The organism is Xanthomonas fragariae, from assembly GCF_017603965.1.
GTDB lineage: Bacteria > Pseudomonadota > Gammaproteobacteria > Xanthomonadales > Xanthomonadaceae > Xanthomonas > Xanthomonas fragariae_A.
This window is the reverse complement of sequence record NZ_CP071955.1, coordinates 419,725-433,656: the sequence shown is the minus strand read 5'-3', so window position 1 is coordinate 433,656 and position 13,932 is coordinate 419,725. Positions and strand designations below refer to the sequence as shown.

Below are 13,932 nucleotides of genomic sequence, written 5' to 3'. Positions count from 1 at the left end.
ATTTCGACGGCACCCTATCCGATTCCTGGTGGCCGATTCGTTCAGTTGCAGGCCCTCGGCGGCGAGCAGCTTGAGGCTCTCGCGTATAAGGAGTAAGGCTGATGCCGAGTTCTTCGGCCAGGGCCGGTTCGTCGATCCATTCGCCCGGTGGCAGCGCGTAGTCGTAGATCTTCTAGCGCAGGCGCTCGGCCACTTCCTCGTAAAGCGGTACGCGCTTTTTGGCAGTGCGCCAATCAGCAGCGAAGGTCATGGCAGGCGGGTCGTCGGTATCGGATCGGAAGCGCTCATTCTACGCAGGCCCCCTGGCCCTGCCGCACGCCGGCCGGATCACAGCCAGCCCGGCACAACCAACAGCAACCAGGCCAACAGCAGCCCAAACAGAGCACCACCAGCCCGCTGTAGACCAGGAAGCAGCGGAACAGCGCGTCGCGCTCCTCTTTCGCAGCCAAGGCCAGCACCAGCGCGCCATTGGTCGAGAACGGGCTGACATCGACGATGGTGGACGACACGCACAGCGCGCAGATTACCCCGGCCGCGCCGAGCTGGCCCTGCATCAGGAACGGCATCGCCAGCGGAATGGTGGCACCGAGCACCGCCGCCGATGAGGCGAATGCAGAGACAATGCCACCGACACAGCACAGCAGCAGCGCGCCCACTAGCGGTCTGTGCGATCTGCGCAGACAACGTGTCGATCACCAATGCCTGCGTGGTGACCGCACGTGCATCGACGCCGGCAAGCACGCGCAACGTGGGCGCAGTGATGTTTGCTGTCTTCAGTTCTGTGGCGAAGGAGTCGGCGGCCGCGCGTAACCACGGCGTATGCGCGGGCACGCTCACTGGTAACAGTGTGATGCGTGGGCCTTGCCACTGTGCAGCATCGCCAAGGATTTGCAGTGCATCGCGCGGGCCACCGAGCACGGCATGGTCGTCGCCGTTGATGATGGCAAGCGCTGCACCACGCGTTCGGCATAGCGTTTCAAGCACACGTCGCGGCAGGCCGACGACGGCCATCAATCCGGCATTAGTCTGGACTGGCCGCATCCATCCATCGAGCGTGCGCGCGTGGCGGACAATTGCAGGCAGCTGTCGATGTCCATGCTGCCAGCCACTGCGTGCGCGGCAAGCTTGCCGACGCTGTAGCCGAGTACCAGGAGCGGCGTGGGGAGTTGCTCGCGCACTACCTGCCATTGCGCCAATGTGCCTGCACACACCAGCGGCTGCGCGACAGCGTTTTCCGCAACCGGGACAAGGACACCTGTTCCTGCGACTGCGAGAAGGGCGACACTGCTAGGCGCGCAGGCCGGCTGTGGGTCTGCCGCTGGAAGGGCAAGAACACTTAGAGCGGCTAACAAAACGTAGCGAGCAGTCGTCAGGTGGATGCGGACGGCGCGCAGGAACCGGAGTGTACGCGTGGTACATGCCGATTCCGAGCACCGGCCGCGCCCGCCTGCCGGTGAGCGCAGTCGTTTTGTTAGCCGCTCTTACTCAACGCAGCGGCGACAGCAGCGCATGCACCTGATAAGTCGCCTAAACAAAAGCCCGCCAATCGGCGGGCTTTTGCATTCCACACATCGGTGCGATTACACGCACCGATGCATCAACCGCGCGGCCAATTACTTCGAAGCAGCAGCGTCACCGGCCTTGGCCTGCAGGGCTTCGGTGGTGATGCGGATCTTGACTTCGTCGCTGACGTTCGGGGCGTACTGGTCCACGCCGAAGTCGCTGCGCTTGATCGTGGTGGTGGCGTCGAAGCCGGCCGCCGGCACCTTCTTCATCGGGTGCTCGCCGGCACCGTTGAGGGTGACGTCCAGCACGACCGGCTTGGTCTGATCCTTGATGGTCAGATCGCCGGTGACGGTCAGCTTGTTGGTGCCGGCGGCTTCGACTTTGGTGCTCTTGAAGGTGGCGGTCGGGAACTTGGCCGCATTGAAGAAATCACCGCTCTTCAGGTGTTCGTCCAACTTGGCCGTGAAGCTGGTCAAGCCGGACAGCGGCAGGGTGACCTGCACGGTGGACTTGGTCACGTCGGTCGCGTCGTACACCAGGGTGCCGTCGACATTGCCGAAGTGCGCGGTCGGGTTGGAGAAGCCGAAGTGGCTCCACTGCGCCAGCACGTCGGTGTGGCCCGGATCCAGCGTGTAGGTGCCGGACTGCACTTGCACGGCAGGTACGGCAGGCGCGGCCGAAACGGTGGACTCGGCAGCAGCCGGTGCCGGAGCAGCAGCGGTGGCAGCCGGTGCGGTGGCAGCCGGGGTTTCGGCGGCAGGAGCGGCCGCCGGGGCGGCGGCATTGTCGGCCGGCTTGGAGCAGGCGGCGATGGCCAGGGTCAGGGCAAGCGGCAGCAGCAGTTTATGGGTGGTCTTCATTGAAATTCCTCGTGATGACAGACGCGTTGGATCAACGCAGATGGGACGAAATGCAGACGGACGAAGACTGCAGGAATGTGAAACCGCACGCCCAAAGCGGCTAATGCACGTAGCGAGCGGTCTGTACACAACCAAGGACCGCGCGTCGGAACCGGCGTGTGCGTGGCTGCAAATCGCCCCGAGCACCGGTTGCGCCCGCCTGATGGTGAGCGCAGCCGTTATCGATCTTATTCAATGCGTGCGGCTTCGTCGAAACTCAGGCGCGGCAAGCGCGGGAACAACCCGGCCGGGTCACCGTAGCCGAGATTGACCAGGAAATTGGACGTGATCGGGGTGCCGGCAAAAAACGCCGCATCCACCTTGGCATTGTCGAAGCCGGACATCGGGCCGGCATCCAGACCCAGCGCACGCGCGGCCAGGATCAGATAGGCGCCCTGCAACGAACTGTTACGGAACGCAGAAGGTGCGCGCGCCTCGCGCGGGCCGTCGAACCAGCTCTTGGCATCGGCGTGCGGAAACAGGTACGGCAGCTTCTCGTGGAAATCCTCATCCGACCCGATGATTACTGTGACCGGCGCAGCCAGCGTCTTGGCAGCATTGCCTTCGGACAGCGCCGGCGTGAGCTTCTGCTTGGCCTCCGGGCTGGTCACGAACACGAAACGCGCCGGCGAACCGTTGGCCGCGGTCGGGCCCCACTTGACCAGGTCGTAAAGCTGGCGCAGCTGATCTTCGCTGACCGGCTTGTCGAGAAAGGTGTTTTGCGTGCGGGCAGTGCGAAACAGCTGATCCAGTGCGGCAGCGTTGAGCAGGTCGGACATGGCGACTCCGGGAGGCTGAGGAATGGACGACAGTAGGATGCAGCACGGGCGCTGGTGTGAAGACCCGCAGTGTAGAGTGACGCCATTGCTGCAACACACGCTCAATCTGAAACAAATCCTATGTCGGATCTGAAACGATGGCGCTGACCTGGGCGGTCAGCGATGGCCTGGCCGGCAATGCCCGCCAGGCCGAGGCACTGGCACGTGCGCTGCGGCCAGCACCGATCACTGCACAGCATCTGCGGGCCCGCGCGCCATGGCGCTGGGCAGCGCCGCACCTGCTGCCCGGCGCACACGTCTCCTTTGGCGCGGAGTTCGCCAGGCAACTGGAGCGGCCGCCGGCGTTGGCTATCGGCTGCGGACGCCAAGCTGCGCTGGCAACCCGGCTGCTGCGCGCGCACGGTAGCCGGACGGTGCAGATCCTGGACCCGCGCCTGGATGCACGTCACTGGGATCTGCTGATCGTGCCCGAGCACGACGCATTGCGTGGCGCCAACGTCATCACCCTGCTCGGCAGCCTGCATCAGGTGAACGATGCCTGGCTGTCGGCCGGGCGCACCGCCTTTGCCATGCTCGGCACCCTGCCCGGTCCGCGTCTGGCCCTGCTGATCGGCGGCCCGACCGCACAGGTGCCCTGGACCAGCCAGGCGCTGGCAACGCTGTGCGCGCACCTGCGCGAGCAACTGCACGCGGTCTGCGGCAGCCTGCTGGTCACTACGTCGCGACGTACCCCGCCCGAGACAATCACAACGCTGCGCACGTTGCGCGCAGACTTGCCCGGCCTGGTGTGGTGCGATGAGCGCGATGGCCCGAACCCGTATGCCGGCCTGCTGGGCTGGGCCGATGCGATCGTGGCCACTGCCGACTCGGTCAACCTGCTGTCCGAGGCGTGCGCCACGCGCGTGCCGGTGGCGGCGGCGTTTTGCGATTGCGCGCGAGGACGCGTTCGGCAGTATGTTCGAGCACTGCAGGCGCATCGACGTTTATGCGACACCGCCGACATTTTCGCAGCACAGTCAGAACCCACTCCACTACGCGAAACCCAACGCGTTGCCGCACTGGTGCGTGAGCGCCTGCACATATGATGGTGTTGCAGTGAATGACACGGGGCAGGCACAAGCACGCTGTCAGCCGATGCGGATCGAACACCGAACGCGCACCTGGCCGAGGCAATGTGTTGGGTAGGTTGTGTGTCCCTACGATATTGGTGCTGCTGGTGGCCCGTGGGCACGCATCGAGCGCAGCGCCTGCTGTGCCACATGCATGATCGATGCAACCGGTTCGCTTGAGTGCGCTGCTGGATGCGAGTGTGCTTGCTGTTGCTTCTTGCCGATTGGGTCTTTAGGCCTGCGGCCATGTACACGATCATGTACACGATCCGGACCACCATCGGAGCGCGTTATCCTTGTCGCGCCAGCCGCACTGGCCCGCACGCGTCCAGACGCGGATAATCGCGCAACCCTGCCACTGACGCACCGCCATCCCTGCCACACCTCCCAGTTTGTTTGCCCCGCTCACCGCACGCGCATTGATGTGGGCGGTGCTGTCCATGGGTGCGGTGGTGCTGTTGTCCAACATCCTGGTGCAGTACCCGATCAACGACTGGCTGACGTGGGGCGCGTTCTCGTATCCGGTGGCATTTCTGGTGAGCAACCTGATCAATCGTCGCTTCGGGCCACGTGCGGCGCGCAAGGTCGCCTGGTGCGGGTTTGCATTGGCGGTACTGCTGTCGATCTGGCTGGCAACGCCGCGAATTGCAGTGGCCTCGTGCAGCGCCTTCATTGCTGCACAGCTGCTGGATATCAGCGTGTTCGACCGCCTGCGCAATGGCAGCTGGTGGCGCGCGCCGATCGTGGCCACCACCTGCAGTGCCATGCTGGATACGGCGATCTTCTGGAGCATTGCCTTTGCCGGCGTGGGCCTGCCATGGATCAGCTGGGCTGCCGGCGATCTGGCGGTGAAACTGGGCATGGGCGTGTTTCTGTTGGGCCCGTTTCGTGCGTTGCTGTGGAGGAATGCGCCACGCCCGAGCCGCTAAGCGTGGCCAGCAGCGACGAGACCAATGCAAGCGATAATGTGTGCCGCAGGCAGCACTGCTTGACTTAAGAGCGGCTAACAAAACGACTGGGCCGCAAAAAAACAGCTGGTACTACGGACAATCTCAGAGGCCTTTTCCTGGCGGAAATCGTAACTGCTGCGCATCTGCAATCGCTGCAACGATAAGGCATGCATCCCGAACCACCGGCGTGGGTGCGATCAAGCGCGGCCGGCGGTCCAACGTACAACTCAGGCCGGCCTCCACCAGCGCGGCGTGTGCCTGATGCAGCGGTGCTGCGCTGTCGCTCGGTAGCCAGTGCGCGTGAACAAGCGCATCGATCAGCGCGGGCGTATCGCAGGCCAGCAGCAGTTGCCGGTGCTGCGCCGCCTGGCCAAGCACGCCGGCCTGCAGCACGAATTCCAGATCGACCAAGCCACCGGCACCTTGTTTGAGATCCAGCCGACCGGCATCGCTGCGATCCAGTTCGGTGCGCATGCGTGCGCGCATCTTGCGCACGTCCTCGTGCAACTGCACGGGGTCGCGCACGCGCGTCAGCGTGTCGCTGCGCACATGCGCAAAAGCATCGCATAGCGCAGCATCGCCGGCGACTGCCCGTGCGCGCACCAACGCTTGATGCTCCCAGGTCCAGGCGCGCGCGCGCTGGTACTGGCGATAGCTGGCCAACGACGACACCAACGCGCCCTTGCCGCCATCCGGGCGCAGCCGCACATCGATGTCGTACAAGCTGCCGGCGCCTGTCTCGGCAGCGAGCAGTGCCATCACTTTTTGCGCAAGCCGCGCAAACCAGCGCCCGGCTTCCAGCGGCCGCTTGCCATCGGAGGCTTCTACCGCGCGCGGGTGATCGTAGAGAAACACCAGATCCAGATCTGAACCGAAGCCCAGTTCAAAGCCGCCCAAACTGCCATAGCCGATGATGGCGAAGCTGCCTCCGGGCACTTGCCCATGCGATGCGACCAGTTCACTGCGCGCCAGCTGCAACACGGTTTGCACCACGGCTTCGGCAAGCCAGGCGAGTTGCTGCGTGCTTTGCACAGCCTGCTGACGGCCATCGAGCGTGGCCAATGCAATCCGAAAGCTCAGCGCGAGCCGGCGTTCGTTGAGCTCGCGCAGCGCTGCTTCGGTATCGTCGATGTGCAGCATCTGCGCACAGGCTGCATGCAAGGCCGCACGATCGGGCAATGGGCCGCTGATGCGGGTGTCGAGCAATTCGTCCAACAACAACGGATGCGCAGCCAGGTGCTCGGCCAACAAAGCGCTGCGCGAGAGCACCTCGACCAGGCGCGCAAGCGCGCTGGGCTGTTCGTCCAGCAACGCCAGATAGCTGGTGCGGCGCAAGGTGGCCTGCAACAGGCCGAGCATGCGGCGTACTGCGGCATCGGGTTGGCTGGCGCGGGTGGCCGCATGCAGCAACGCCGGCATCACCCGATCGAGCCGTGCGCGTGCATTGTCGGAAAGCGCTCGCACGCCGGAGGCCTTGGCAAAATCGGCCAGCGCCTGATGCGCGCCGCCGGGATCGTGCAATCCAATCCCCGCCAATGGCGTGGCATCGCCTTCCGGCAGCGCGCGCCAATAGTCGGCTAGCGCGTCCGGTGCGGTGGCGCGCACGCGTGGTGCCAACAGTTCGGCAAATTCGGCCGCCACGCGCGTACGTTGCGAGGTAAGTGCCTGCAGCAATGCCGACCAATCCGCATAGCCCAGGCCTAGCGCAATGCGTTCGCGATCCAGCGGTGCCTGCGGCAAGGCATGGGTCTGCGCATCGCGCAGCATCTGCAGGCGATTTTCGAGCCGACGCAAAAAGCGATACGCCTCGGTCAATGCCTGGCCATTATCGGGATCAATCTGGCCTGCAGCCACCAGCGCCCGCAAGGCAGGCAGCAAGCGGCGCTCGCGCAATGTCGGTTCGCGTCCGCCGCGAATCACCTGCAGCGATTGCGCCAGAAACTCGATCTCGCGAATGCCACCCGGCCCGCGCTTGATATCATCAATACGATCGTGCCGCGCGACTTCGGCAGTGATCGCCGCCTTCATCTGGCGTAAGCCATCCAGTGCGGTGAAATCCAGATAGCGCCGGTAGACGAATGGCCGCAGCGTTTCCAGCCAGGCTTGGCCAGCGTCGATGTCGCCGGCCACTGCGCGCGCCTTGAGCCAGACGTAACGTTCCCAATCGCGCCCTTCGCGCTGGAAATACTGGTCCATGCCGGCGAACGACAACGCCACCCGCCCGGCGGTGCCGAACGGACGCAAGCGCAGATCCACGCGATGACTGAAGCCATCGGCGGTGGTTTCGTCGAGCAGTTTCGCCAGCTGCTGGCCCAGCCGCGCGAAGTATTCTTCGGCCGCAAGCGGACGGGCGCCATCGGATTGCCCGCCCTGCGGATAGGCATAGACCACGTCCACGTCCGAGGAAAAATTCAGTTCGCCGCCGCCCAACTTGCCCAGCCCGAAGACCACCAGCTGCTGCACGCTGCCGTCTTCGGCAATGACATGGCCGTGGCGGGTATGGAATTGCTGCTCAAGCGCCTGCAAGCCGCATTGCAGGCAATTATCGGCCAGCCGGGTTGCACCGGCCAACGTGGCGTCCACGCTGTCCAGATCGAGCACATCGCGCCACACCAGGCGGGCGGATTCAGCACTGCGATAACGCCGCAATTGCGCGGGCCACAGCTGCGGTTGCGCAGGATCGAGCACTGGCAATGGCAGCGGCGGCGGATCGGCCTGCGCCAAGTGATGCACCAATGCGGGCTGACGCGCCAAGGTATCGAGGGCGAATTCGCTGACGAGCCCGACCTGTTCGAGCTGCCGATCAAAATCGCCGCCTGGCCAGCGCTGCTCGGCCGGTAGGGCATGACGGACACGCGCCACGGCACGCTCGATCAGAGCGGCCAACGCAGGAGACACGGATGGGCTGGGCAGCGACATGCCTGGATTCTTGCATCACTGCGCGGACGCAGCACGTGGCCGTGGCCGTGGCCGTGGCCGTGGCCGATCATCGCATCGCGCTGCCGTTGTGAGAGCTTCGATGCGTTGAACGCATCGCTTATGCAACCCTGACGATAGCCGTGCTGCACTGCGGCTTTCCCACGAGGCTCGGCCATGTCGCCCATCATCCTGCCCGCGCAGTTGCTGCCGTCCCAGATCCCGCTCGACAACGACGGCACAAATCCAGAGTTGCCACCCAGCCTGCCGTTTCTGCATCTGTGGACCTGGCCGGATGGCAAGAGTCGCCTCAATGCCTCGCAATTGCCAGGCTTGGGCAGCAAGAGCATAGGCGGCGGTGCGGCGCCGCAATGATGGACAGCCACTGCCGCGTGCGCCCGCCCGGCCCGGCGCAACCAACCGACTGCGCGCCACCGAGCACGCAGCACGCCGCGCTGGCCGCGCGCTTTGGCCACGCGCGGCTGCACACGCTTTACGATCAAGCCACCTGGAGCGAAGGCCCGGCCTGGTGGGAGGCCCAACGCACCATGGTGTGAAGCGATGTGGTCGGCCGCCGCGTGCTTGGCTGGCGCCAGGACGGCGCGGTGGACGTGCTGCTGAACGCCACCGCCTTCACCAACGGCAACGCGGTCGATACCCAGCAGCGGCGGTTATTCATTACCGGCGGCAATTGGTTGTGGCTGCTTGAACTGAGTTAAAAACCGCGTCTTAGAGCGGCTCCTGGGCTTGACTTGCCAGACCACAGGCAATAAAAAGCCCGCTTGCAGCGAACTGCCAGCGGGCTTTGCTCCCTCCCCCACGTCGGGATGCACAATCATAGTGCGCGCCCCCAACACGACTTGCACGCTGCACTGCAAAACAACACCAGGCAGTACAGAACTGGAGCTTTTTCCTTCACGCCAAGGCGCCGCATCCGGCCGTCACCGCAGCAGATCCGGCTGCGCCTGATACCACTCCGGCGCGCGCAGCAGATGCCATTGCGGAGTGTCGTTACGCAAGCCCACCGCCGCACTCAATACCCCCCAGCGCGCAAGCAGGCTTCCGCTACGTTGAGTGCCCTGCAAACGTAGGCGCGCATCGACCTGGAAGCGTTCATTGCGCGCCTGCAATCGGTCGACGATGACCGTTTCACCCTGCCACTGCACGCGCGCGGTCAGTTGCGCCTGGCCTGCGTCCATCGGTTGCAGCATCCAATTCGGAATCCAACGGTCGCGCGCATACAACGACATCAAAAATGCCAGGTCGCGCACCTGGATGCGCACGCGTCCATCCACAGCCATCGGCTGACGCCATTGCATACGTGTGTTCTCCAGCACGACACGCGCCCACCAGCCATCGCGCCGCTGTCCATTCGGACCGGTGAATCCAACATGGCTTAGCTGGATCCTGCTGGCATCGAGGCTGAAAGTTTCTGCGCGCAGATCACCGCGCTGCAGACGCAGATCGGCATCCACATCGCCACGCAATGCAAGACCGGCAAATTGCAGCCGCGCCGCACGCGCACCAATGCGTAGACCGCCCTTGCCGATGCGACCGCCGGGTTCGATCTGCAGATCACCGCTAAGCACACCATTGCCGCCATCGAAACGCAGCTGCTGTTGCGGCAGATAACGGTTATATGCGCGAAGATCCGGCACGCGTGCGTTGTCGAATACCAGATGCGCACGCGTGGCATCGCGCAACGTTGTCAGAGTGTGTGTATCGGCGCGCGTCTGCAAATCCAGGCGCAGATCGCGGCCTTGCACGAACGGGCGCTGCGGCGCATCCCGATGCGCAATCGAGAACTGCTGCATCTGCAATGCGAGTGCAGGCAGCAACTGGCCGTTTGCATCGGCATCCACGCGCAGATCGGCAGTGGCTTGCCCGTCGATCGTATGCCCCATCACGCCGACCTGCGCACGCACATGCGGCACCTGTAGACGGCTGCCGGCACCGAGCTGGCCGCGATCGATGCGCAGATCGGCATCGACCAAGCCATCGCCTTCCAGCGTCAGCCAGTCCACATCCGGAAACAGCGCTGGAATCCAGCTGAGCGAGGAGAGTTGCCAATGCAGCCGCGCATGCCCGGAGGTGCGCGGCAACAGGCTGCGCATGGACTGCAGCGGCAGCTGCCGGCCTCGCACACGCAAGTCGGCATCCAGCGTCAACCCGGCATCGGCCGGCTCCGGCATGCTCACCTGCAAACGCAGGTTCTCATCGACCTGCAGCTGCGCTGCAAGCTTGCCCAGTAATGCAGCGGGCGTTCGTGTGCTGTCGTGCAACGGCGCACGCCATTGCAGTTGGCTGCCGGGTTGCAACGTACCGCGTGTCCAACGTAGCTCGCCATCGGCGCGGCCCTTGCCGGCGCGCGTTGCCACCGTATGCCGGCCTTGCGCGTTGCGTGCGACATCCAGCGCCGCCGTATCGCCATGCACGGCCACCAACGCGTCGGTGATCTGCAGCAACGCAAGCCCGCGCGCCTGATCCGGTGCATGTCGCGCAATGCTGGCTTCGATGCGCAAATGACCATTGCGCATCACCTCGTCCTTGCCCCAACGCACGCGTGCTTTTTCGAACACCGCACGCGAGGGGAACAGTTCCATCGGCCCGCCGCGCAGCTGTTTGAAAAAGCCTAGCTGCAATTGGCCGTCGCCTTCGATGTGCAACTGACTTAGCGATAATGCCTGCACTTGCTCGGCGATGATGCGGTCCAATTGCAGGGTCCAGGCGGGAGCGGTCGACGGAGGGCGGGCAGGTGAGTCGGCGGCCTGGGTGGGTTGCTGCGTGCTGGCTGGCACTCCAATCTTGGGTGTGGGTGTGGGTGTGGGTGTGGGTGTGGGTGTGGGTGCTTTGTCTTGCGCCACCGCGCCCGCAGTGGTGCCAGGTGCGCCATTCACTGAAGCAGCGGATGCCTGCGCGTTGGACCCTGTGCTGGGCGCTTGTCGCGCGAGGGCATTCGGCATCGCGACAGCCGCCTGCATGCCACCACGCACACCGCGCGCATGCAGCTGCGGCACCAGCAACTGCCGATGCAGCAATGGCAATAACCGAATCTGCCCGCTCATGCGCTGCGCACTGACATTCCAGCTATTGCGCGTCGAATGGCCCTGCAGATCGACGTCCCATAGCACCAGTCGCCCAGGCCACCAGGTCAGTCCCGGACCCCAATGCATTGCGAATGTGTCCGGCTTGCGATTGAGCGCTGCCGGTCCGAGCGGCGTGTTAAGCAACAGGTTGCCCAGCAGCAAGTAGCTCGCGTACAGCGCAATCAGCGCCAGCACTGGCCAACGCACCGCGCGGGGCAACCCGCCCCAGCGGGCGCGAACAGGCATCGTCATGACGGCAGGCTCCTGAAGACCGCGTACGCGGCCCCGCGCAGTGTGCCAAGCCGGCCGTGAGTGCGATGCGCAGCGGTCTCACAGGTTGCCGGCGAGCGGGTACACCGCATACAGCGCGCCCATTGCACGACACCATGGCCAGGGCCAATCAAGGTCGCACCCAGGCCGGTGCGTGCAGCGGCGATAATTGCGTTGCCCCCGTTGCCGCTAGGCCGCCCATGCCCAACCAACGCATCCTGCACGCGCCGCTGCGCGACCGCCTGGTTTCTGCCGAGGCAGCTGCCGCGCTGATTCAGCCCGGCTGGACCGTGGCGGTGAGCGCAGTCGTTTTGTCAGCCGCTCTTAATGGTTCTCGAACTTCATTGCTATCGGGTCATGCTGCGACATCGCAATGGCACGCGTGTGATGGATAACGTTCTTGTGAGTGCATCGCGTCATTGCGAACCTGCGGTTTTGGATAACTATACTTCCGCCGCGCCCTCCCCCCCTCTCTCCCCCCTCCCCCCCGTGAAGGGGAACGAGATCCCGAGGGGAGAGGGTTTTATGGCCTGAAGTCCGGGCTGCCTCGGCAATCACGCAGCCTCGGCAATCCGCCTTGCACGGCGTGCACGCACCGCCGTCGCCAAGCGCTCCAGCACTTGCACCGAAGCGTCCCAATCCAGGCAGCCGTCGGTGATGCTTTGGCCGTAAGTCAGTTCGCAGCCTGGCACCAGCTCCTGGCGTCCACCGACCAGGTGGCTCTCCACCATGACACCGACGATGCGCGTTTCACCGCCTTCCAATTGGCTGGCGATGTCGTCGATGACCTTGGGCTGGTTCTGGGGATTCTTGCCGCTGTTGGCGTGGCTGGCGTCGATCATCAGGCGTACCGGCAAGCCAGATTTTTTGAGCAACTGGCTGGCCGCTTCCACATTGGCCGCATCGAAGTTGGGCTGCTTGCCGCCGCGCAGAATCACGTGACAATCCGGATTGCCCGCAGTCGCGGCAACCGCCGTGTGGCCGTCCTTGGTCACCGTCAGGAAATGGTGCGGATGCGAGGCCGCGCCTACCGCATCCACCGCAATCTTGACGTCGCCGTCGGTGCCGTTCTTGAAGCCCACCGGGCACGACAACCCTGACGCCATTTCGCGATGCACCTGGCTTTCAGTAGTACGCGCGCCGATCGCGCCCCAGGCCACCAGGTCGGCGATGTACTGCGGCGAGATGATATCGAGAAATTCCACGCCCGCCGGCAGGCCGAGGTTGTTGATGTCGCGCAGCAGACTGCGCGCAAGCCGCAGGCCCTTGTTGATCTGGAAGCTGCCATCCAGATCCGGATCGTTGATCAGGCCCTTCCAGCCCATGGTGGTGCGCGGCTTTTCGAAGTACACCCGCATCACGATCTCCAGCGCATCGCCGAGCTGCTCGCGCAGAGGTCGCAGACGGTGCGCGTAGTCCATCGCAGCGACCGGGTCGTGGATCGAGCACGGTCCGATCACGACCGCCAGGCGGTCCTGGCGCCCGTGCAGGATTGCGTGCAGCGCGGCACGCGAATTGGTCACAGTCTCGGAGGCACCTTCATCGCAGGGCAGCAGCGAGAGCAGCTGCGAAGGTGGTACGAGGGCGTCGATTTTGCGGATACGCAGGTCATCGGTCACAGGCGGCATAACGAGTGTCTCGGGTCAGCGGTTACATCGGGGAACCAGGCGAGGCGGCAACAAAAAAGCCGCCAGTTATGCGCTGGCGGCTTTTCGGGAATGCTGCTGAAGTTTCCTTCAGGGTGAACGCAATCCTTCCTCCGCCAGCGGCATCGGAAAACTGTAGTACCAAAAATAGAATTGGCTGCGGGGTGCGTTCATCGGTTGCATTGATAACACGCGCATGTGTGCGTTGCCACTGTTTCATCGGCAACGGAACGTTGCAGTCATGTGATCGGGGATCATGCCTGCCAGCCTGCGTTAAACCCGCGCTAACGTTCCCGCGCAACTTGATCGAGCGCACCACATGCCACGGCCATAACGCCATGACGCCATGACGCCATGACGCGTGATGCGTGATGCGGCAACAGCGTTCGATCAGAACTTAAACACGTATTACCCCGCCACTTCGCGGCCGATCGGGTTGAACAATGTGGTGTTGTAGAAACCGTATCCGTAGAAACGTTCTTTATTTTCGTAACCCACTTCGTTGAACGCGTTATTGACGTTAACCTTGGCGCGGTCGGTGATCTTATAGTCGATGCTGAAGTTCCAATAGATCGCCGGCCTGGGCGGTCAAGTTGGAATAAGAGCGGCTAACAAACCGTAGCGAGCAGTCGTCAGGTGGGTACGGACGGCGCGCAGGAACCGGAGTGTACGCGTGGTACATGCCGATTCCGAGCATCGACCGCGCCCGCCTGGCGGTGAGCGCAGTCGTTTTGTTAGCCGCTCTTAGACATGTCATCGGCGTCGTCCACC

General features: G+C 64.0%; 8 protein-coding genes, 2 other RNA genes and 4 pseudogenes. 4 read left to right on the top strand and 10 right to left on the bottom strand.

Annotated elements, in window-relative coordinates; genetic code table 11:
* Positions 1-15: 15 nt before the first annotated feature.
* The 5 genes and pseudogenes from J5I97_RS01925 to J5I97_RS01900 form a co-directional block, all read right to left on the bottom strand.
* A pseudogene (locus tag J5I97_RS01925) lies at positions 16-250 on the bottom strand (GntR family transcriptional regulator); the annotation flags it as partial.
* A 263-nt stretch (positions 251-513) separates the two neighbouring features.
* A pseudogene (locus J5I97_RS20325) lies at positions 514-1,232 on the bottom strand (acyltransferase domain-containing protein); the annotation flags it as partial.
* A gap of 111 nt (positions 1,233-1,343) precedes the next feature.
* Positions 1,344-1,419: non-coding RNA, sX9 sRNA (locus tag J5I97_RS01910), on the bottom strand.
* 194 nt (positions 1,420-1,613) lie between these two features.
* Positions 1,614-2,366 carry a YceI family protein gene (locus tag J5I97_RS01905; RefSeq protein ID WP_208588666.1) on the bottom strand — a complete coding sequence of 251 codons (753 nt, stop codon included), beginning with the start codon at positions 2,364-2,366 and terminating at the stop codon, positions 1,614-1,616.
* Positions 2,367-2,593: 227 nt separating this feature from the next.
* A complete protein-coding gene (locus J5I97_RS01900; protein ID WP_208588664.1) occupies positions 2,594-3,184 on the bottom strand; it encodes a malonic semialdehyde reductase in 591 nt (196 codons plus the stop codon).
* 137 nt (positions 3,185-3,321) lie between these two features.
* On the opposite strand from J5I97_RS01900, the gene J5I97_RS01895 reads away from it, so the two are divergent.
* A complete protein-coding gene (locus tag J5I97_RS01895; protein WP_208588661.1) occupies positions 3,322-4,269 on the top strand; it encodes a mitochondrial fission ELM1 family protein in 948 nt (315 codons plus the stop codon).
* A gap of 446 nt (positions 4,270-4,715) precedes the next feature.
* Positions 4,716-5,222, top strand: a complete 507-nt coding sequence (locus tag J5I97_RS01890; RefSeq protein ID WP_208591513.1) for a queuosine precursor transporter — start codon at positions 4,716-4,718, stop codon at positions 5,220-5,222.
* Between the two features lie 123 nt (positions 5,223-5,345).
* Here the strand turns inward: J5I97_RS01890 and glnE are convergent, their stop codons facing one another.
* The gene (gene glnE, locus J5I97_RS01885; protein ID WP_208588660.1) at positions 5,346-8,162 is read right to left on the bottom strand and encodes a bifunctional [glutamate--ammonia ligase]-adenylyl-L-tyrosine phosphorylase/[glutamate--ammonia-ligase] adenylyltransferase; all 2,817 of its coding nucleotides are present in this window, start codon (positions 8,160-8,162) and stop codon (positions 5,346-5,348) included.
* Between the two features lie 174 nt (positions 8,163-8,336).
* Between glnE and J5I97_RS01880 the strand changes: the two are divergent.
* Positions 8,337-8,531 (top strand): annotated as a pseudogene (locus J5I97_RS01880) (hypothetical protein); the annotation flags it as partial.
* A gap of 2 nt (positions 8,532-8,533) precedes the next feature.
* A pseudogene (locus tag J5I97_RS01875) lies at positions 8,534-8,827 on the top strand (SMP-30/gluconolactonase/LRE family protein); the annotation flags it as partial.
* Positions 8,828-9,100: 273 nt separating this feature from the next.
* Here J5I97_RS01875 and J5I97_RS01870 read toward each other — a convergent pair.
* The 4 genes from J5I97_RS01870 to J5I97_RS01855 all read right to left on the bottom strand — a co-directional run bounded on the left by J5I97_RS01870 (position 9,101) and on the right by J5I97_RS01855 (position 13,843).
* A complete protein-coding gene (locus J5I97_RS01870; protein WP_208588655.1) occupies positions 9,101-11,497 on the bottom strand; it encodes a hypothetical protein in 2,397 nt (798 codons plus the stop codon).
* 572 nt (positions 11,498-12,069) lie between these two features.
* On the bottom strand, positions 12,070-13,143 hold the full coding sequence (locus J5I97_RS01865) for a 3-deoxy-7-phosphoheptulonate synthase (RefSeq protein ID WP_208588654.1): 1,074 nt from the start codon (positions 13,141-13,143) through the stop codon (positions 12,070-12,072).
* 22 nt (positions 13,144-13,165) lie between these two features.
* Positions 13,166-13,381: a hypothetical protein gene (locus J5I97_RS01860; RefSeq protein ID WP_208588652.1), complete on the bottom strand. Its 216-nt coding sequence runs from the start codon at positions 13,379-13,381 to the stop codon at positions 13,166-13,168.
* 386 nt (positions 13,382-13,767) lie between these two features.
* Positions 13,768-13,843, bottom strand: a non-coding RNA gene (locus tag J5I97_RS01855) — sX9 sRNA.
* Positions 13,844-13,932 lie beyond the last annotated feature (89 nt).

Coding starts and splice junctions, on each gene's coding strand:
- J5I97_RS01905 (WP_208588666.1), bottom strand. CDS start 2,366: ATGAAGACCACCCATAAACTGCTGCTGCCGCTTGCCCTGACCCTGGCC.
- J5I97_RS01900 (WP_208588664.1), bottom strand. CDS start 3,184: ATGTCCGACCTGCTCAACGCTGCCGCACTGGATCAGCTGTTTCGCACT.
- J5I97_RS01895 (WP_208588661.1), top strand. CDS start 3,322: ATGGCGCTGACCTGGGCGGTCAGCGATGGCCTGGCCGGCAATGCCCGC.
- J5I97_RS01890 (WP_208591513.1), top strand. CDS start 4,716: ATGTGGGCGGTGCTGTCCATGGGTGCGGTGGTGCTGTTGTCCAACATC.
- glnE (WP_208588660.1), bottom strand. CDS start 8,162: ATGTCGCTGCCCAGCCCATCCGTGTCTCCTGCGTTGGCCGCTCTGATC.
- J5I97_RS01870 (WP_208588655.1), bottom strand. CDS start 11,497: ATGACGATGCCTGTTCGCGCCCGCTGGGGCGGGTTGCCCCGCGCGGTG.
- J5I97_RS01865 (WP_208588654.1), bottom strand. CDS start 13,143: ATGCCGCCTGTGACCGATGACCTGCGTATCCGCAAAATCGACGCCCTC.
- J5I97_RS01860 (WP_208588652.1), bottom strand. CDS start 13,381: ATGAAACAGTGGCAACGCACACATGCGCGTGTTATCAATGCAACCGAT.